Origin of the sequence: Microbispora catharanthi, from assembly GCF_006334915.2 — a bacterium.
Classification (GTDB): domain Bacteria; phylum Actinomycetota; class Actinomycetes; order Streptosporangiales; family Streptosporangiaceae; genus Microbispora; species Microbispora catharanthi.
The window spans coordinates 1-19,109 of sequence record NZ_VDMA02000031.1 but is presented as its reverse complement, the minus strand read 5'-3'; the positions used below and the strand labels follow the sequence as shown (position 1 = coordinate 19,109).

The window sequence follows — 19,109 nt, the reverse complement described above, 5'->3', positions numbered from 1 at the left end:
GGGCTTCGCGGTCCAGCCGCCTTCGAGACCGCGTACGCGCTGCTGCCGGGCCGTAGATACGGTCGGCCTCGGGCTCCTCGACTTCGGTGGAGGTGGCCCGGTCGCGGGTACATGTGCGCGCCGACTCTTGGCGGACGCGCCCGGGTGCCGCAGGCCGCACGTGAGCGGGCATCGTGAGCGTCACTGCGCGATGAGCAGGCGTGGTGGGGGAGAGCGCGTTGGTGCGAGTTGTTGCGGCGTACGGCGGGAGCGTCGCGCATCAAATTCCTCGGGGGCTATTCCATTCGTGTGGCCGAACATCGTGATTTTCCCGACATGAAAGGAGTGGCCCATGGCCAGATGGCGCGTCGCCCTCGCCCTTAAGATGATCCTCTTGCCCACCCTGGGCATCATGGCTCTCGCGACAGGCGGGACAGCCGCGAACGCGAAGTCGGTGGCCCCGGCGGCCACCCCGACGCCTGCATCACGATGTCACGACACGCCTGGCAAGGCGACCTGCGACAACACAGATCCGGAGACCACCGGCTGCTCAGCGGGTGCCTACACCGTGGGACGCTCGACGCTCTGGTTCCACAACACCCGCGGTGAGCCGACCCTGGCCGCGAACGCCACGATCGAGCTGCGCTACTCGCCCACGTGCAAGACCAATTGGGCTCGGGTGACCGTCAACAGCGAGAAGGACCGCGGTGACGGTCTGGTGAGTGTCAAGCTGTGCCGAGGCACCGGATCAACTGACTGCACCGACCAGTACAGCGTGTACAACACCTGGGCCTACTCCGACCAGCTCTACGCCCCGGACGTGCTCGCCTACGCGTACGGCTGGTGCTGTGCCGGCAACGGGTCCGGCGGAGCGTCCGGGTCCTTCGGCGCCTGAGCGACTTCGCTCCTCAGCAGGCCCGAAAGCAGGTGTCGGGTCGACGGTTTCAGAGCCGGCGGCACCGCTGTCACTCGTCTCTCGCGGATGCGGAGGCGACCTGTGCTTCGAACTCTTGGTCTCCCGGCGGCCGGCCGGTCTGCCCTCGCCCACGTCCCCGACGGTGCGGCATCCGCGAATGGAGTCGATGTGTACCTTTGGTCATCTCGGACAGCACGATGCGTCGTGCGGAGCACGACGGCCTTGGTGGTCTCGCTCGGCCTGTTGCTCGGCGGCACCGAGGTTCCCACCGAGGCCGCGCCGTACGCCGGGACGACCGAACAGACGGCCCCGCGTCCCGGCGGGGCCGTTCCGGAGGGGACACGTCCGGCCGGAAGCCCGGTCGTGCCCGAGGGGGACGAGATCGTCTTCGGGGACGGCGACACCTCCGGGTACCACCTGTACGCGGCGGGGCCGGCGGACGGCTGGACGTGGCATGCGCTGGCGACCATCCAGCCTGGCCACGGCGAAGACGAACGCTGGATCGGACAGCAGTGCCTGACCGGCGACGGGCGCTGGGCGGTGGTCGTCGTAGCGCCGTGGAGCGCGTCGAACTCCGAGGCGGGGATGAACAGCGGAGGCATGGCGTACGCGGTGGACGCGCACACCGGCGCCGTACGGCCTCTCGCCTCCGGCGTGTCGCTGGCGTACTTCAATCCGGGCTGCGGCGCAGGCAGCGAGGTGGCGCTGACCAGCTATCTGGGCCGGGACCAGCGCCCGACCCGGGTTGGCGTGCTGGACGTCGCCAGTGGACGCCAGACGCGGACGACCACGGTGCGGGCGGAGATCACCTCGGCCGTTCCGGCCGGCGACCGCATCGTCGCGGCGCGAGGCGGCGACCTGGTGGACGTCACCGATGACCGGATCGCCGCGCTGCATCGGTTCCCCGGCCGGGTGACCGACGTGACGCCGTCCGCCGGTGGAGGCGTCCACTTGATCACCCATGTAGGTGGGACCGGTGAGGTCTGGGGGTGGGCGGCCGGTCATGGCCGGCGCCTCGCCACCGGTACGTCACTCGTCCTCCACCTGCACAATGGCCGTGCGGGCCGGACGATCGTGTCCGGCGCCGCCCATCTGGAGGTCGGCTCCGATCTTGTCTCCGCGCCCGCAGCCGTCGATCCGGAGTCGGTATCGCTGTCCGGCGGTGCGGCGCTGCCCGGGCAACGCGGCAAGGACGGCAAGCGGGCCGACATCCTCCCCAGGGGCGCCGCCGGCCCGACGGCCCGCAACCTGCCGGCCCCACTGCCGCTGCGTACCGCTGCCCTGCCGAAGCTGCGGCTCGATGGCGCCTCAGCAGCCCAGACGCTCGGGATGGATGGCGAGTACGCCTGTGCGGTGCCACGCAACGACGTGTTCAAGCAGGTGTGGCAGCCGACCTCCGAACAGGTTCTATGGGCGGTCAACCAGGCCGTCCAGGGTGCACTGAAGCCCGGACTCACCGGTGCGCGGCCGACCCATCTGGAGATGTACGCCCGGGATGCCGGCAAACCCCTCGCCCCGGGATACCCCAGTGAGGACTTCCCCCTGGTCTCCGGCGCGCCCGCCGTGCCGCCACTGGTGCTGTACGGCATCCTCGCCCAGGAGTCCAACTTCAGCCAGGCCAGCTGGCACGCGCTGCCGGGCCGGCCGGCGAACCCGCTCATCGCCAACTACTACGGCACCGGCACCGACGGAACCTCGATCGACTACTCCCAAGCCGACTGCGGGTACGGCATCGCCCAGATCACCGACGGCATGCGGTTGTCCATCGGCGCTGCCATCCCCAGTGACCAGCAGCTGCGAGTGGCCGTCGACTATGCCACCAACATCGCCGCGGCCGTGACCGTCCTGCAGGACAAATGGCTGCAACTGCACAGCCTCGGCATCACCATGAACGACGACGACCCCACGAAGGCGGAGAACTGGTACGCCGCTATCTGGGGATACAACTCCGGCGTGCACACCGATCCCGCCGACCGTAAGGGGCTGGGGTGGTTCAACAATCCCGCCAACCCGATCTACCCTCCGCGGCACGCCTTCCTGCACAACGGGACGCAGGTGACGTACGGAGATGCTCGCACGCCGTCCCATTGGCCCTATCAGGAGCGGGTCTTCGGATGGATCGACGTCCCTCAGATGGACACCCGCGGCTATCTGAAATACCGCGGCACCTATGACTGGGACGATGGAGTCGGCCGGTTCCTGCAAGTCCCCGGCCCCACCACGTTCTGCGATGTGGACGTCAACTACTGCCTCCCCGGTCAGGTCGGCGGGTCCTCGGACCCCTGCCCGTCGGAAGACAGCCTCTGCTGGTGGGACAAGCCGGTGACCTGGACGGACTGCGCCACATCCTGTGCCACCTCCACACCGAGCAACGCGCCCAACGGTCACACCTACTTCCCGCAGCCCGGCGCCGCGGAGCCCGACGCCGATCCGGACAGCGCGACCTGCTCCCTGACGGGATCGGCCGACCCGGGGGCGAACGCGATCGTCGTCGACGACACCGCCCTCGGCGACGACGAGAACCCCGCCCGGCTGACCCCCAACCTCATGAACTGCGACAGCCATGCCCCCGGCGCCATCGCCCCGGCCTCGGCCAACGCCACTTTCCGCCTCGTCGGACCCGACGGCGAGGACGTGCTGAACACAGCCTCGAGCGTTTCCGCCATCGACCTCCATCAGATCGGCGGTGGCGCGGCGGGGCATGTCTTCTTCACCCACACCGCCGGGACGGAGTACGCGAATACCGAGGTGCGCGGGCAATGGGCGGCGACCCTGACCGCCGACCCCGCTTACGGCACGGTCTACCAGGTGAAGGCATTCGTACCGGACCTTGCGGCCGCCACCGGTCACGCCACGTACGAGATCAAAGCCAGCGACCTTCCAGATAGCGAGCCCGACCTTCCCGGCGCCCAGAACAACAGGAAACTACGGCGCACGATCGACCAAGGCGGATACGTCAACGCCTGGGCGCCGCTCGGCTACTACCTGTGCGGCGGCTCCTCTTCCACCACGTCGACCGGCCCCTCCTCGTGCCGGATGACCGTCACCCTGCGCTCGATCACACCGGATGACGACGGCACCCAGGGATCGGACACGGCATTCGACGCGGTCGCCTTCGTGCCCGTGCCGACCGGAGGATACGTCGCCTTGGGCGACTCCTACTCCTCGGGCGAGGGCCTCGGCGGCGGCGACAACCTGTCCCCAGCAGGCTGGGAAGACGGCACCGACGTATCGCAGAACAACCCGGGCGACCACGGAAACCTGTGCCACCGGGGCACCTACAACTGGCCCTACCAGGTCGCCATCGACAAAAACCTGCTGAACTTCATCGACCTGACCTGCTCCGGCTCCAACCTGGGCGACATCGCCGGCCTCCGGTACTACATGGAGGAAAGGATCGACGGATCGTGGATTGCAGGACTGTACACCGCATGGTTCCTCGGCGACGGGCGACTCCACGAGACACCCGGTCCGGAAAACGATTGGTATACTGACATCCCCAACAACGAGCAGGCGGGGTCCGCCTTCTTCGGTGAGCCCAGCACCCAGCTCCAACTGCTCCGCGCGCTGCGGCCCAGGCTGGTCACCCTCACCGTGGGCGGCAACGACGCAGGGTTCGCCGACGTCATCAACACCTGCCTGCACTCTCCGCCCTCGTGTCTGGAGGTCTACGGGGCGGGCAGCGGGCAGGACAAGCTCGACGCCCGGATCGACAGCCTGAAGAGCTTCCTGACCACGGCATACCAGGACATCGCAGCCGCGGCGGGTGGGGCGGACAAGGTCTACGTGGTGACCTACCCCGGCATCCTCACTCCGCCCGATGAGAGCGGAGATCCCACCGCCACCGACTGCGTCGGCATGACCAATGCCACCCGTCGCTGGCTGCGGCCGAAGGTGACCCGGCTCGCAGGTGTGATCAAAGCCGCCGCCACCGAGGCCAACATCCACTCCATAGACATCAGCGGGCTGTTCGACGGCCACGAGGCCTGCACCGGCGACCCCTACATCACCCTCCCGAACCTGCTCTACGCGGGCTCATGGCCGGCCTTCGACAACTGGTTCCACCCGAACCAGGCCGGCTACGACGCCATGAGCAGACAGATCGCGAGGCAGATCACGATCCCCTGAACGGGCGAGCTCGGCCGGGCACCGAAAACGAGGTCCTGCCGGCTTACCCGACGGGCCACGCAGACCCAGTCAGACGGGCCAACCCACTCTTCATAACGCGATCCAGAGAAACGATCTCGCGGAGAACAGGTCTAGCCAGCGGCAGTCGCAGGGCAGAACACCGATGCGAGGGCGTGGTCGATACGCTGCGCCACAGCACCGCGCTCGGCGTCATCCATGGCCACCGTCACGGAAACCGCGAACTGCAGCCGCCCGTCCGGGGAGGTGTAGGTCGCGGCGACGAAGCCAGGGGCGCTGCCGCCACGTGGCTGGAAGGCCGGCTTGCCCATACACGGACCGCCCTGCGGCGGCGACGGCTGGCCGGGCACCGGATCGTTGATCACTTTGCGTAGGGAGTCCGGCAGCAGCCTGCCTTGGATGAATGCGCGTTGGAAGGCGCTGATGTCATGCGCGGTGGAGATCACGCCGCCGGCGCCCAGCATGGTGGTGGCGTTGAGCTTGTCGGCATCGAGCAGCTTGCCCGTCTCATCCTTCCTATAGCCGTGCCCATGCGGGCCCTTGATTCCCTCGGCGGCCTTGATCGGCAGGTAGGTGGCCCGCATGCCGAGCGGGGTGAAGATCCTCTGCTTGAGCTCGGTCGCCAGCGAATGCCCGGTCACCTTCTCGATGATCATGCCGAGCAGGATGTAGTCGGTGTTGGAGTAGTTGAAGGTCCCGATCTCCGATGGCCGTCGTTGCTTGCGCGAGGCGGCCAGCAAGTCGACGGGGCGATACGTGATCGTGGAGCCGAGCGGGTCGATCTCGGGGGTGAGGAAGTCGGGGATGCCCGAGGAGAGCTGGATCAGGTTGCGTACCGTGATCTCGTCGGCCCGTTCCACTAGATCCTTCTCCGCCACCTCGGGGAGCACCTCGCTGAGCTTGTCGTCCAGTTTCAGCTTGCCGCTCTGGACGAGTTGCAGGGCCACGGTGGCGGTCATGTTCTTAGTCTGCGAACCGATCCGGTAGCGGGCGGTGGAGGGGATCACGCCGCCTCCGCCGTCGAGCAGCCGGGAGCCGGCCGATCCCTTCCCGACCCGCCTGCCGTTCACATACACCTCGCCGATGGCGCCCACCACGTGGCCTGACTTCACCAGGGCCTCCATCGCCTTCTGCACGTCCCCTACCTTGACCGGGGCGTTGTCCGTCGACGCGATGGCGGGCGCGGACACGCTCAGAGCCAACGCCGCGCATGCCGCCGAGACGACGCGTGCGCCTGCCGATTGACGCGAAACCATGAAGCACTCCTCCTGGAAAGCCGAAGCTCCGATGTGAAGCTCCAGTCCTAGACAGGGAGCTGCTACATAGGCATAAGTAACAACCCGAGGGGTGGGGGGAGCGATCAATACCTGTGGATCAAGAATCATCGAGCAGCGGCGGGTGACTGGTCCTCGCAGGACTTCTCGTCCGGTCGCAGAAGGCGAGTAGTTCGTCCAGGTCGTCGACCACCTTGGCGACGCCTTGGGGTACTTGGCGCCGTAGGCGTCCTGGAACTTCTCGACCGCCTTCAGTGCGTGGTCCTTGTCCTCGGCGTTCCAGATCTCCGCGAGCGCCTTCTTGGCGGCCGGGTGAACGTCGGCGGGGAGCGACCCCCGCGCCTCACGGAACTTGCCTGTCGGGGGATCGTCGACACTCCGGGCGAGAGGGTCCGATACTTTCGCCTCCGTACCGATAGTTTTCTGGGCAGCCGCCTACCAGAGCTCGAACTCCCCAGGTACGGTTTCACATCAGGGCATGTCAGCGGCCACTCAACGGGAAAAGCGGAATGAGCTTCGGGTGGCGGACGGCTGAGTAAATCCTTTGATCGTGCTGCTGAAGGTTCCAAAGACGCGACTCATGACGCCGCGGAACGCGAGGAGCGCACCGATCGCGGCACGGCTTCCTCGGGCCATGCCCGGCGGGTTCCGCGTAACTTTCATCGCCTCCGTCGGCGCCCGCCCCACTGCCGGTCGCCCGTGAGCAGGACCGATCCGTCGAGACGACACCTCTGGGCGGAACCGGCTTTACGGGAGTCGTTGACAGCCCCACAGGCTCGGGCTGACACTTTCGCCGTCTGTCCGATAATTTCGCTCGAACGAAGGGCCTCGACCACTGTCGATCCGGGTCACGAACCGCGACATGGTCCTCAGGTCGGCGACCGCGTGACGACCGGCCAACCTCCGCCGCGGTGTGCGACGTCGGCGTGCGGTGGCCGCCACCCCGGCCGTCGGCATCACGTAGCCCGGCCGCCGTCGGCCCGTTGAGGAGGAAGTGCGTACATGAATCACAGTCCCGTCCGGATGAGAAGCCGCGGGCGCGGCAGTGTGCGGCTGTTGATCGGCCGTGTCTGCGCCGTGGCGCTGGCCGCGGCCGTGGCGCTGCTGCCCGGCGTCGCCCACGCGGCCGTCACCACGAACCAGACCGGCACCAACAACGGATACTTCTTCTCGTTCTGGACCGACAGCCAGGGCACGGTCTCCATGGATCTGGGGTCCGGCGGCAACTACAGCACCTCATGGCGCAACACCAACAACTTCGTCGCCGGCAAGGGCTGGAAGCCCGGCGGACGCAGGACCGTCACCTACTCCGGCAGCTTCAACCCCTCCGGCAACTCCTACCTGTCGGTGTACGGCTGGACCCGCAACCCGCTGGTCGAGTACTACATCGTCGACAGCTGGGGCTCCTGGCGGCCCACCGGCACCTACAAGGGCACCGTCACCAGCGACGGCGGCACCTACGACATCTACGAGACCACGCGCTACAACGCCCCGTCCATCGACGGCAACCAGACCTTCAACCAGTACTGGAGCGTCCGCCAGCAGAAGCGCGTCGGCGGCACCATCACCACCGGCAACCACTTCGACGCCTGGGCCCGCTACGGCATGAACCTCGGCACCCACGACTACCAGATCCTCGCCACCGAGGGCTACCAGAGCAGCGGCAACTCCAACATCACCATCGGCGGCACGACCGATCCCTCGCCCTCGGTTTCGCCCTCCCCCCGCCCCTCGCCCTCGGTTTCGCCCTCCTCGCCGGGAGGCACCGGCGCGTGCCGGGTGTCCTACTCGAAGAACGAGTGGAACAACGGCTTCACCGCCGACGTGACCGTCACCAACACGGGCAGCGGCACGATCAACGGCTGGACGCTGGCCTGGTCCTTCTCCGGCGGCCAGCAGATCACCAACTCCTGGAACGCCACGGTGAGCCAGAGCGGCTCGTCGGTGACCGCGCGCAACGTGTCCTACAACGGCTCACTGGCCCCCGGCGCCACCACTTCGTTCGGCTTCCAGGGCACCTACTCCGGCAGCAACCCCAACCCCTCGGCCTTCAGCCTCAACGGCTCGGCCTGCACCACCGGCTGACCGGCACGACCGTGCGTCACGGCGCGGCGACGCGCGAGCGGGGAGCGGGCGCCCTCGGGCCCCGCTCCCTCGCCGCACCGGGCGGCCGTGTTCGCGCAGGTCGCCGTTCGCAGAACTCCTCGCAGAACCTGCCGGTTGTGCGAGGGGGTTCTGCGAGACTGGCCGGGCCTAGTTGGTGCAGTCCTGGTTCTTCAGGGCCAGAGCCAACTCGTAGACCTTGCCTCGGTACGACAGGAAGTAGTACAGGGCCTTCGGGTTACCGGGAACGACAGCGACGGGGTAGTTGCCCGTGGTGTCGAGTCGGGGGTAGGCCTTCTTGACCTGCTTCATGGTGGAGCCGACCTTGATGCCCTCGGGCGTCTTGACGCCCTTGGGTGCTTGGATGAGGGCAACTCCCAGATGCTTGGAGATGTAGAGGCCCACACTGTCGCGGCCGGTCGGGTGCGCCTTGAGATCCCACCCCGAGCATTGACCCTCGTCGAGCTTCTTCACGACCTTGCGGGTCGCCTCGGCCTGCTTGAGAGTCATCCCGAGCCGCACCCCTCCGTAGCCGTATGGGCCAAACTTGCCGCCCGCACTGGTGGTGGCGTTGGCGGCCGCGTCGGCGGACGTCGCGGCCGCGCTCGCCGCCGTGACGCCGGTCATTGCGATCCCCGCGGCGAGCGCCGCCGCAATGGCCGGGCGTCCCAGCCGAACCACCTTGTGCTTGCGGATTCCTCTGTCATCGATGTGCATGCCACATTGGACTGCCGCCCGGCCGGGAAAGTTCTGATCGAGAGAACGAAGGGCCGCAGAACGAGGCCGCCACCCAAGCCCTGCAGCAGCGCCAGGCCGAATGGGAACGCGCCGAGGTCCTGGCCAGAACGAACCGGACGGTGGAGAAGGCGAGCCGAACAGCTCCGCGCCGACGCCACCCGCGAGCGGGAGACGCTGGGCGAGGCCTTCGGAGCCCGCATCAGCACGCCGAGGACGCCCGCGACGAGCTGCGCCGCCGCGCCTAACGGGCCGAGGCCGACCTGGTCGGCATTCGCGACGAGTTGGCCGCCACCCGCGGCGAGGCCGGCCTCTTCGAGCCCACGTGGCGATCGCCCGGTTCGCTGTGTGATCTCGGTCTCATCCCGGGTTCGCGCGTCACGATCGCGCGTCCGGAGGGCTCTGTACTCGTGTACCGCTCTTTCCGATCCCCTTCCGAAAGGATCGATCATGCGCCGAAACGCATTCCGGTTCCTGGGCGCCGCAGCCGTCATCGCCGCGACCGCGGTCGTCGGCGCTCCCGCAAGCGCGGACACCTACATGGTGGGCAGCTGCGGGTCCGGATACTCCGTCGTGGAAGCGACCCCCCTCAGTAGCGACACCGCCCCCGCCACCGGCTCGGGCGTCGTCTTCCTCTACTACAACAGCTCCAACGGCAAGAACTGCGCGATCTTGCGCCGCGACGTCGACTTCGTCGCGTCGGGAGGCATGGGCATCACGCTCCGGGTCTCCGACGGCCAGGTCGCCACCGACGCGAGCAGCACCTATCGTTCCTACGCCGGTCCGGTCTACCTGTACGGCCGGGGCCACTGCGTGAGCGTCGACGCCTGGGTGCGCGGCTTCTGGAAGGACAGCACGAGCCTGCCGCACACCGACACCGGCGGCATCGCCTGGAGTCACTGCGGCTGAGAGCCGACCGGCCGGAACACCACTGTTGATGACCTCCACCAGCGACGATCTCCGGGCCTAACGCCGACTACTGGAACTACATCGTGCGCGACGTCAACCGGGTGGCCTGCGGCTGATCGCTGCGGGACGCGATCGGCGGCGAACCGGATCGGTTGCGCTCGGCCGGCTGACGGCCGCTACCGCACGAGCAGCGGGAGCGCCGGGAAGGTGTGGTCCTGCCACAGCAGCCGCGAGGTCTCCTCCGGATAGGCGGTGACCACCGACGGCGTGTCGAAGAGCTGTGCGAGACGGCGGTCGGTGTCGTACGGAGGCCAGCCCGGGTCTCCGTGAGCGGCGAACGCCGTCCACGCCCTGCGGATCTGCGCGGAGAGCTCCTCCGCCGCCGGGGAGGGTGGGTCGCCGATCAGCATGGCGGGCTGTCCGCTGCTCAGGTTGCCGAAGACGAGCGGCACGTCCAGGCCGTGGCAGGCGCCGAGGGCACCGCCCAATCCCGGGGCGGACCAGGTCAGCTCGTAGAGGTGAGCCTGGCCGCCGCCCGCGATCTGCGCGTCGGCGAGGTGAAGGCTCGGCATGCGGAACAGCCAGTCCGCGTTGACCAGTTCGTACAGCTCCTCATCGGCCGCGGCCGGGAACGCCTCCCGGTATAGGCGTGCGCCGTCCGGGTGGGGGGCGAGCATGTGCAGAGCGGTCTCGGTCTGCTCGTGCGTGACCTGGCCAAGCACGCCGTCGATCAGGCTGAACAACCGGTGCTCGTCACGGGTGTGCCCGACGAGAAGCCCGATGTCCCGGGCAGCGCCGTCAGCCAGCGCCTGCCAAGGGGTCGCCGGCAGGACGTCACCGTCGACGACCGGTGCGAACGGGATCGGCCGGTGTGTGATCTGCCCCCAGCGCTCCCGCCATCGGGCGGTCTTGGCGGAGATCGCGTCGCCCACGGCGGGCAGCCGGTCCGGAGCCACCGCCGACAGGCCGGACACTGTGGGCCGTACTCCCAGCTCGGCGGCGCAGGCGGCGGCGATGTCGGCGGCGAGCTCGGGGGAGAAGAACGTCCCCGGCACGCTCTGCGCGACCGCCCGGCGGAAGAGCCCGGCGGCGCGCGGCATGGCGAGCAGCGCGGCGACCGATCCGCCACCCGCCGACTCCCCGAAGACCGTGACCTGGCCCGGGTCGCCGCCGAACATCCGGACGTTGTCCCGCACCCACTGCAAGGCCGCGACCTGGTCGAGCAGTCCCCGGTTGGCCGGAGCTCCGTCGATCTGCGCGAAACCCTCGATACCGAGACGGTAGTTGAGGGTCACGACCACGACTCCGCTCCCGGCCAGGCGTCCTGCGTCGTATTCCGGGAGACTGGAGTCGCCCGACACGTAACCGCCGCCGGGGATCCACACCATCACCGGGAGCCCTGCCGCCGGATCCGGATCCGGCGTCCACACGTTCAGCGTCAACCAGTCGTCGCCGGCGGTGTCCTGGGACGCCCCGAGCAGGCCGGACTGCGGGGGCGGCGGGCCGTACGCGACCGCCGGGCGCACACCGTCCCAGCTGCGCACCGGCTGCGGCGCGGCGAAACGGAGCGCGCCGACCGGCGGTTCGGCGAACGGGACGCCGCGGAAGACCGCCAGGCCCGCCTCCCGGCCGCCGCGGAGGACGCCGGCCGCCGTGCGGACTTCCGGCTCGGACTCGGACGGCTTGCTGGATGCGGTGACGGCCACGTCGCGGTTTCCTCTCTGTTCCTGCTCGGCGGAGCATTCCAGTGCGCGCCATCTGCGGGCAAACCATTTATTCAGGGGAAGAACAGGTAAGGAGGAAAGGAAAAGGAGTAACGGTCACGCGGGTGACCAGCGGGTTCCTTCTTGTCATCCGCTGAGTCCAGCTCGAGGTTCAACGACCGTCCTGGCCGGCGTAGGGCCGTAAGGCGGCGAGGAGCGCCGCAGCTTGATCCTCCGGGAGCACAATTCGGCAGGGGAGGGCGTCCAGAAATCTAATCAGACAGAATTATTCTGACGGATATAAGTGGAGGTCCTGCGACACCCACACGTATTCCTCCGGCTGGGCCGCTCGTCGAAGATGCTGGTCATCGACGCCGAGTTGATTCCACCCACCTTGCTCGGTCAGCCACGCGGCGCGTACATGATGATCAGAACGCCGGCCAGGCAGACGAGCGCGCCGATGACATCCCAGCGGTCGGGTCGGAACCCGTCAACGAGCATGCCCCAGGCCAGGGACCCGGCGACGAAGACGCCGCCGTAGGCGGCCAGAATGCGGCCGAAGTTCGCGTCCGGCTGGAGCGTGGCGACCAGCCCGTACAGGCCCAGCGCGATCACGCCGCCGCCGATCCACAGCAGGCCACGCTGCTCGCGTACGCCTTGCCAGACCAGCCACGCTCCGCCGATCTCCGCGACGGCGGCCAGGACGAAAAGCAGCAGGGAGCGGATGACCGTCATGGCCGGTAGTACAACGCATGGCGGCGGCCCGTCCGTCGCCGGGTCACTCTCCTCGCCGCGGTGCGGGTGCTCAGCATCCGCAGCTGCTCCCGCCGCATCCGCAGGGGGAGCTCGCGCGAGAGGCCCGATGGTCGGGGTGGGTGCTCACGATGGTCAGCCGTCCTCGGGGGTGTGGCCGGTGGCCAGGTCGGCGTACGGCAGCGGGCAGTCGGGGCAGGTGCAGTTCGTCAGGCTGTCGCAGCCTGCGGTGACCACCTGAGTAAGCGCGGTGCGGATGGTGGTCAGGTCGGCGATACGCGCGTCCACCTCGGCGATCTTGGCCTGGGCGCGGGCACGCAGGTCGGGAGTGGGGTGACCGCGCCGACCGGTGTCGATCAGCTCGGCGACCTCGTCCAGGGTGAAGCCGAGCCGCTGGGCGGCCTTGATGACGGTCAGCAGGGTGACGGTCTCCGGCGGGTAGGCGCGGTGCCCGCCGGGACTGCGCGCCGGTTCGGCGATCAGCCCGCGACGCTCGTAGTAGCGCAACGTCTGCAGGTTGACCCCGGCCTGCTTGGCCACCTGCCCGCTGCGTAGGTAGGGGCCGTCGAGATCCTGCCTCACGCCGATCCTCGCGATGTGGCAGGTCCCGTTATGGCCGACCCTGATGCGGCCGCCGCGGCGGCGCGTGCCTGCAGCGCGTCCAGCACCTCGATCTGCGCCGGCGGCACCGCCACGTCCAGTGTCAGGCCGCCGTCGGCGATGGCCAGGGTGAAGGAGAAGAAGGAGCAGCAGCCGTTCTCCCGCGCGGTCAGCTCGGCCGCCCGGGCCGCGTGCTCCGGGCTGAAGACGAGCTCCAGCCGCAGCCGCTCACGCCCGGGGCGCCGCACCGCCTGGACCGCGTCGGCGAACAAGGTGTCGAACTCGGCCACCCGCAGCGGCTGCTCCGCGGTGGGCAAGGTGCATGCTGAGGGAGCCCATCCCTGGTCAAGGGCGATGTCCTGTGTCACGCCTCTGACGGTAAGCCTGTACCTGGGTATCGGATGCAACCCCTTTGCGCGCCGATGACCGTGGGGGCGGCGCGTACGCGGGACGGCGTCGGGCCGCCTATCACCGGGGGTCGTCCTGGGCAGGGGAGCAGCACGCGTCGGCGCACGCGCCGGACGAGGTGGACGGGGTGGACGGGGTGGACGAGGTGAGGGCGGGAGCGGCGCAGCAGGCGTCACCGCGCCAGGCTTCGCGGCCTTCCTTGACCGCCACGGCGGCGATGACCAGGGCGGCGATCGGGTCGGCCCAGGACCAGCCGAAGGCGCTGTTGAGGGCGAGCCCGGCGAGCAGCACCGCCGACAGGTAGGTGCACAGCAGGGTCTGCTTGGAGTCGGCGACCGCGGAGGCGGAGCCCAGTTCGTGGCCGGCGCGACGCTGGGCGTACGAGAGCAACGGCATGATCACCAGTGAGAGGGCGGCCAGGACCAGGCCGGGAGTGGAGTGCTCGGCCTCACCGGCGCCGAGCAGGGCGCGCGCGGCGTCGACGGTGACGTAGGCGGCCAGCGCGAAGAAGGAGATCGCGATGATCCTCAGCGCGGTCTTCTCCCGCGCCTGGTGGTCGGTCGCGGAGAACTGCCAGGCCACCGCGGTGGCGGAGGCTACCTCTACGACGGAGTCCAGGCCGAATCCGACCAGTGCGGCCGAGGAGGCGAGGGTGCCGGCGGTGACGGCGACGACAGCCTCGATCACGTTGTAGGTGATGGTGGCGGCCACCAACAGCCGGATGCGCCGCCGGAGCGCGTCGCGGCGGGCCGAGGTCGGGCCGAGGGAGATCGTGGTCATCAGCAACACCCTTTCTCATCCGCGTCCACGCAGGTGCGGTCGGCGGCCACCGCGATCACCGCGGTGCGCAGGTCGTCCAGCGCATGGCCGAGCCGCTCGTCGGCCAGTTCGTAACGCGTACGCCGGCCGACGGGCACGGCGACGACCAGGCCGCAGTCACGTAGGCAGGCCAGGTGGTTGCTCAGGCGAGTGCGGGAGACGCCCAGCAGGTCGGCCAGGTCGGCCGGATGGGCCGGAGCCTCGCGAAGCGCGATCAGGATGCGGCAGCGGATCGGGTCGGCCAGGGCGCGGCCGAACCGGGCCAGTACGTCGATGTCGGAGGCGATGGCGACCATGCCTCGACAGTACACGGATTCCTGAATTCAGTCAGTCGTGGATTGGGGCGTGCATCCTGAACGGCGCGAGCGGCCGCCGGGGGTGACAGGCGTCGCGCACGAGATGCGGGAGGCGGGACGGATGGCGGTCAGTCGCCGATCTCGCCACCTGCGAGCGTTGACACCCCTGGGGGGTATGCTATGGTCTCTCGCGACAGGTACCCCCCGGGGGTAAGCGACATAAGGAGGACGGGTATGTGCACGGCATGTGCGTGCGGTACGGAGTCGGCTCAGGCCGCGGCGACCGCTGAGGCAGGCGCGGCGGACGGCAGGGCTTATTCGGTGAGCGGGATGACCTGCGGCCACTGCGTCTCGTCGGTGTCCGGGGAGATCGGCAAGGTCGGCGGCGTCACCGGCGTGGCCGTCGATCTGCCGACCGGCGTGGTCACCGTCAGCGGCGCGGGATTCACCGACGAGGAGATCCGCGCCGCGGTGGAACAGGCCGGCTACCAACTGGCGAGCCGGGTCTAGCGGGTCGAGCCCCGGAGAAGGCGGTGGGCGTGCACTGCCATGCACGCCCACCTGCGGGGCCGGTCCGATTCGGCATCACACCCAACCCCCTAGCGCATCCTCCCATCGCGAGGCGGATGCGAAGAACAGGAGTGCGGCATGAACGCCGTCAATCCGCGCAGGTGGCGGGCACTGGTCGTGCTCGCCGCGGCGCAGTTCATGGTCATCATGGACACCTCGATCATCGGTGTCGCGTTACCCGACATGCAGCGCGACCTGGCTTTCTCCTCGGACGCGCTGCAGTGGGTGTTCAACGCCTACGTCATCGCCTTCGGCGGCCTGCTGCTGCTCGGCGGACGCCTGTCCGACCTGTTCGGCGCCCGCAGGGTCTTCATCACCGGCTGGCTCGTCCTGATCGCCGGGTCGGCCGTCGCCGCCGCGGCGAGCAGCCCGTGGATGGAGATCCTCGGCCGTGGTGTGCAGGGCGTCGGCGGCGCGCTCATCGCCCCGGCCTCGATGACCCTGCTCATGATGCTCTTCGGGCACGATCCGCGGGAGCTCGGCAAGGCCATGGCCCTGTACGGCGCCGCGGCGCCGGCCGGCGGCACCGCCGGGGTGTTCCTCGGCGGAGTCATCACCGAGTATCTGAGCTGGCCGTGGGTCTTCATCGTCTACATCCCCATCGGCGTCGCCACCCTGCTTGCCGTGCCCGCGCTGCTGCCCGCGGTCGCCGGCCGGCGCGGGTCGGTGGACGTGCTCGGCGGCGTCGCCGTCACCGCCGGGATCGCCCTGGCCGTGTTCGCGATCGTGCGAGCGCCCGAACAGGGCTGGGGTTCCGCCGCGACGCTGCTGGAACTGGCGGGGGCGATCGTGCTGCTCGCGCTGTTCCTGCTCGTCCAGCGCGTGATCCGGGAGCCGCTCATGCCGCTGGGGATCTGGCGGACCCCCGGGCTGGCCGTCGCCAACCTCGCGATGGCACTGCTGGGCGCGGCCTGGATCCCGATGTGGTACTTCCTCAACCTCTATCTGCAGCAGGTCCTGGGCTACAGCGCCTTCCCCAGCGGAGCGGCCCTGCTTCCCATGACGATCGCGATCATGATCTTCATGATCGGGATCACCGCCCGGCTGCTCGGCAGGTTCGGCGCCAAGCCGTTGATCGTCATCGGGCTCGCCGTGCTGGCGGCGGGGGTGGCCGGGCTGTCCCTGGTGCGTCCGGACGGGACCTTCGTCGCCGACGTGCTGCCCGCCTCGCTGGTCGCGGCGGTGGGGATGTCCCTGGCCTACATCCCCGCGATGATGTCGGCGATGTCCGGCGCGCGGCCCGAGCAGAGCGGGCTGGCCTCGGGCATCGTCAACACCACCTATCAGATCGGCTCGGCGCTCGGCCTGGCCGTGATGACCGCGCTCGCCACCAGCGGGGGAGCGGCCGCGGCGAATGGCCCGGCCGCGCTCACCGACGGTTTCCAGGCCGCCTTCGTCGGCGCGGCGGTCGTGGCGGCGTCCGGTGCCGTACTGACCCTGCTGCTCATGCGGAAGTCCGCATCGGCGGCGCCCGCCACGACGGACACCCAGGCGGTGGGGGTGTAGATCCCACCGAGCGGGCCCGCCCTCGGTCACGGCGGGCCCGCGAAATACCCTAGGGGGGTAGGGTGTTCAATAGAGACAACAGACCTCAGAGCAAGGCGGGGAGATGGCCGGATACACGGGGACCAAGGAAGACCACCTCAGGAGGCTGCGCCGGATCGAGGGACAGGTCCGCGGACTGCAGCGGATGGTCGACGAGGACAAGTACTGCATCGACATCCTCACCCAGGTCTCGGCCGCCAACAGGGCGCTGCAGGCGTTCGCCCTGGAGATGCTGGACGAGCACATGGCGCACTGCGTCGCCGAGGCCATCGCCAAGGGCGGCACCGAGGCCGACGTCAAGATCAAGGAAGCCTCCGACGCCGTCGCCCGTCTCGTCCGTTCCTGATCGATCTCGCTCACGAAGGAGAAGCGTCATGACCACAGCCACCTACACCGTCACCGGCATGACCTGCGGCCACTGCGTCAGCTCCGTGAAGGAAGAAGTCGGCGAGGTCCCCGGTGTCACCGGCGTCGAGGTCGATCTCACCACCGGGATTGTGACCGTCGAAAGCGACAGCCCCCTCGACACGGCCCAGATCAGGGCCGCCGTCGAGGAGGCCGGATACGAAGTGGTGGACAAGCAATGAACACGCCAGCCCGGCTGGGCACCTATGTCCTCGGTCTCGCCGTGGTCTTCGCGGGAGCGCTCGGCGTCGGCGGCGCCGTCGGCGCGACCGGACCGGCGCCCGCGAAGAACGGCCATGGGGGCCACACGACCCCTTCACCGGCCGCGCAGAAGACGGAACACGTACCGGGAGGACTCCAGGTGTCCCAGGGTGGCTACACCCTCACGCCGCAGACCACGAGCATCACCCCCGGGACGGAGACCGACTTCCGGTTCACGGTGAACGGTCCCGACGGCCGCCCGGTGACCGCCTACGAGACCCAGCACGACAAGAAGCTGCACCTCATCGTGGTCAGCCGGGATGCGACGATCTTCCGGCACCTGCACCCCGAGCTGTCCGGCGAGGGGATCTGGTCGGTGCCGCTGACGCTGCCCGGCGCCGGCGCCTACCGGATCTTCGCCGACTTCGCGCCGCAGGGCGGGGAGGGCCTGACCCTCGGCGCCGACCTGTACGTCCCCGGCGACTATGCGCCCCCGGCCCTGCCTGCGCCCAGCCGTACGGTGGCGGTGGACGGATACACCGTCCGGCTCGACGGCACGCTCACACCGGGTGCGGCGAGCAGGATCACCGCCGAGATCAGCAGGGACGGCAAGCCCGTCACCGACCTGCAGCCCTATCTGGGGGCCTACGGGCACCTGGTCGCGCTGCGTGTGGGCGACCTGGCCTACCTGCACGTCCACCCCGACGGCGCTCCGGGTGACGGCGTCACCCCCGCCGGCCCGGGCATCACCTTCTACGCCGAGGTCCCCAGCCGCGGCGACTACCGGCTCTTCCTCGACTTCCAGCACGACGGAACCGTGCACACCGTCGCCTTCACCGTACGGGCGGAGCAACCCTCAGGGGCGGTCCCCACCGCCACGGCGGACCACGGTGCCGAACACTCCCACTCCGGCCACTGACAGCGGGCATGACGCGGAAAGGAGGGGTGATGGCCTCCATCACCGACGACAAGCCGTCCGCCACCGGCGGCAGCGTCGAGCTTTCGATAGGCGGCATGACCTGCGCGTCGTGCGCGAACCGGATCGAGCGCAAGCTCAACAAGCTGGAGGGCGTGTCCGCGACGGTGAACTACGCCACGGAGAAGGCCAAGGTGACCTTCCCTGTGGAGTTGGACCCGCAGACGCTGGTGGCGGAGGTGGAGAAGGCCGGATACACCGCCAGGCTGCCCGAGCCGCCCAGACCCGAGCAGGCGCCTGAGGAACCGGAAGACGAGCTGGCTCCCCTGCGCACCCGGCTGATCGTCTCCGTCGTGCTCGCCGTACCGGTGATCGCGATGGCGATGATCCCGCCGTTGCAGTTCACCTACTGGCAGTGGCTGTCGCTGACGCTCGCCGCCCCCGTCGTGGTCTACGGCGGCCTGCCCTTCCACCGCGCGGCCTGGACCAACCTGCGGCACGGCACCGCCACGATGGACACCCTGGTATCGCTGGGCACGATCGCCGCGCTGGGCTGGTCGCTGTGGGCGCTGTTCCTCGGCGACGCCGGGGTGCCGGGAATGCGGCATGGGTTCGATCTGACCATCGCCCGCAGCGACGGCTCGGGCAACATCTACCTGGAGGCCGCCGCCGGGGTGACCGCGTTCATCCTGGCCGGGCGGTATTTCGAGGCGCGGTCCAAGCGGCGTGCGGGTGCGGCGTTGCGTGCGTTGCTGGAACTGGGCGCCAAGGATGTGGCCGTGCTCCGCGACGGGGCCGAGGTGCGCATCCCCACCGGTGACCTCGCGGTGG

18 protein-coding genes and 1 pseudogene are annotated in these 19,109 nt (G+C 69.2%); 10 read left to right on the top strand and 9 right to left on the bottom strand.

The window, feature by feature from the left end:
• Positions 1 to 331: 331 nt before the first annotated feature.
• Both FH610_RS38090 and FH610_RS38085 read left to right on the top strand, forming a co-directional pair.
• Complete coding sequence (locus FH610_RS38090) at positions 332 to 874, top strand: DUF2690 domain-containing protein (RefSeq protein ID WP_139580098.1); 543 nt, start codon at positions 332 to 334, stop codon at positions 872 to 874.
• Positions 875 to 1,099: 225 nt separating this feature from the next.
• Positions 1,100 to 5,023 carry an SGNH/GDSL hydrolase family protein gene (locus tag FH610_RS38085; RefSeq protein WP_139580097.1) on the top strand — a complete coding sequence of 1,308 codons (3,924 nt, stop codon included), beginning with the start codon at positions 1,100 to 1,102 and terminating at the stop codon, positions 5,021 to 5,023.
• Positions 5,024 to 5,154: 131 nt separating this feature from the next.
• On the opposite strand, the gene FH610_RS38080 is transcribed toward FH610_RS38085, so the two are convergent.
• Both FH610_RS38080 and FH610_RS44905 read right to left on the bottom strand, forming a co-directional pair.
• Positions 5,155 to 6,297: a serine hydrolase domain-containing protein gene (locus FH610_RS38080; protein WP_161628185.1), complete on the bottom strand. Its 1,143-nt coding sequence runs from the start codon at positions 6,295 to 6,297 to the stop codon at positions 5,155 to 5,157.
• 178 nt (positions 6,298 to 6,475) lie between these two features.
• Positions 6,476 to 6,648 (bottom strand): annotated as a pseudogene (locus tag FH610_RS44905) (transposase); the annotation flags it as partial.
• A gap of 669 nt (positions 6,649 to 7,317) precedes the next feature.
• On the opposite strand from FH610_RS44905, the gene FH610_RS38070 reads away from it, so the two are divergent.
• The gene (locus FH610_RS38070; RefSeq protein WP_139580095.1) at positions 7,318 to 8,400 is read left to right on the top strand and encodes a glycoside hydrolase family 11 protein; all 1,083 of its coding nucleotides are present in this window, start codon (positions 7,318 to 7,320) and stop codon (positions 8,398 to 8,400) included.
• Between the two features lie 168 nt (positions 8,401 to 8,568).
• Here FH610_RS38070 and FH610_RS38065 read toward each other — a convergent pair whose 3' ends face one another.
• Positions 8,569 to 9,135, bottom strand: coding sequence for a hypothetical protein (locus FH610_RS38065; protein WP_139580094.1), 567 nt, complete (start codon positions 9,133 to 9,135; stop codon positions 8,569 to 8,571).
• A 468-nt stretch (positions 9,136 to 9,603) separates the two neighbouring features.
• Between FH610_RS38065 and FH610_RS38060 the strand changes: the two genes are divergently transcribed.
• A complete protein-coding gene (locus tag FH610_RS38060; protein WP_139580093.1) occupies positions 9,604 to 10,062 on the top strand; it encodes a hypothetical protein in 459 nt (152 codons plus the stop codon).
• 176 nt (positions 10,063 to 10,238) lie between these two features.
• Here the strand turns inward: FH610_RS38060 and FH610_RS38055 are convergent, their stop codons facing one another.
• From FH610_RS38055 to FH610_RS38030, 6 genes are all read right to left on the bottom strand, one after another.
• Positions 10,239 to 11,768, bottom strand: coding sequence for a carboxylesterase/lipase family protein (locus FH610_RS38055; RefSeq protein WP_139580092.1), 1,530 nt, complete (start codon positions 11,766 to 11,768; stop codon positions 10,239 to 10,241).
• 399 nt (positions 11,769 to 12,167) lie between these two features.
• Entirely contained in the window at positions 12,168 to 12,500 is a 333-nt protein-coding gene (locus FH610_RS38050) for a YnfA family protein (RefSeq protein WP_139580091.1), read from the bottom strand.
• A gap of 153 nt (positions 12,501 to 12,653) precedes the next feature.
• Positions 12,654 to 13,100, bottom strand: coding sequence for a MerR family transcriptional regulator (locus FH610_RS38045; RefSeq protein WP_139580090.1), 447 nt, complete (start codon positions 13,098 to 13,100; stop codon positions 12,654 to 12,656).
• Positions 13,097 to 13,486 (bottom strand): hypothetical protein, encoded by a 390-nt coding sequence (locus tag FH610_RS38040; RefSeq protein ID WP_139580089.1) that lies wholly within the window; start codon positions 13,484 to 13,486, stop codon positions 13,097 to 13,099. The genes FH610_RS38045 and FH610_RS38040 overlap by 4 nt, the downstream gene beginning before the upstream one ends.
• A 100-nt stretch (positions 13,487 to 13,586) precedes the next feature.
• The gene (locus FH610_RS38035) at positions 13,587 to 14,306 is read right to left on the bottom strand and encodes a cation efflux transmembrane domain-containing protein (RefSeq protein WP_139580088.1); all 720 of its coding nucleotides are present in this window, start codon (positions 14,304 to 14,306) and stop codon (positions 13,587 to 13,589) included.
• Positions 14,306 to 14,641 (bottom strand): ArsR/SmtB family transcription factor, encoded by a 336-nt coding sequence (locus FH610_RS38030; protein WP_139580087.1) that lies wholly within the window; start codon positions 14,639 to 14,641, stop codon positions 14,306 to 14,308. The genes FH610_RS38035 and FH610_RS38030 overlap by 1 nt, the downstream gene beginning before the upstream one ends.
• 321 nt (positions 14,642 to 14,962) lie before the next feature.
• On the opposite strand from FH610_RS38030, the gene FH610_RS38025 reads away from it, so the two are divergent.
• The 6 genes from FH610_RS38025 to FH610_RS38000 form a co-directional block, all read left to right on the top strand.
• Positions 14,963 to 15,151 carry a heavy-metal-associated domain-containing protein gene (locus FH610_RS38025; RefSeq protein WP_276607731.1) on the top strand — a complete coding sequence of 63 codons (189 nt, stop codon included), beginning with the start codon at positions 14,963 to 14,965 and terminating at the stop codon, positions 15,149 to 15,151.
• A 138-nt stretch (positions 15,152 to 15,289) separates the two neighbouring features.
• On the top strand, positions 15,290 to 16,717 hold the full coding sequence (locus tag FH610_RS38020; RefSeq protein ID WP_139580085.1) for an MFS transporter: 1,428 nt from the start codon (positions 15,290 to 15,292) through the stop codon (positions 16,715 to 16,717).
• A 103-nt stretch (positions 16,718 to 16,820) separates the two neighbouring features.
• A complete protein-coding gene (locus FH610_RS38015) occupies positions 16,821 to 17,102 on the top strand; it encodes a metal-sensitive transcriptional regulator (RefSeq protein ID WP_139580084.1) in 282 nt (93 codons plus the stop codon).
• Positions 17,103 to 17,130: 28 nt separating this feature from the next.
• The gene (locus tag FH610_RS38010) at positions 17,131 to 17,343 is read left to right on the top strand and encodes a heavy-metal-associated domain-containing protein (RefSeq protein ID WP_139580083.1); all 213 of its coding nucleotides are present in this window, start codon (positions 17,131 to 17,133) and stop codon (positions 17,341 to 17,343) included.
• Positions 17,340 to 18,281 carry a hypothetical protein gene (locus FH610_RS38005; protein ID WP_139580082.1) on the top strand — a complete coding sequence of 314 codons (942 nt, stop codon included), beginning with the start codon at positions 17,340 to 17,342 and terminating at the stop codon, positions 18,279 to 18,281. The genes FH610_RS38010 and FH610_RS38005 overlap by 4 nt, the downstream gene beginning before the upstream one ends.
• A gap of 29 nt (positions 18,282 to 18,310) precedes the next feature.
• Positions 18,311 to 19,109, top strand: a 799-nt coding sequence (locus FH610_RS38000; RefSeq protein ID WP_139580081.1) for a cation transporter, incomplete at its 3' end; no start/stop codon positions are given.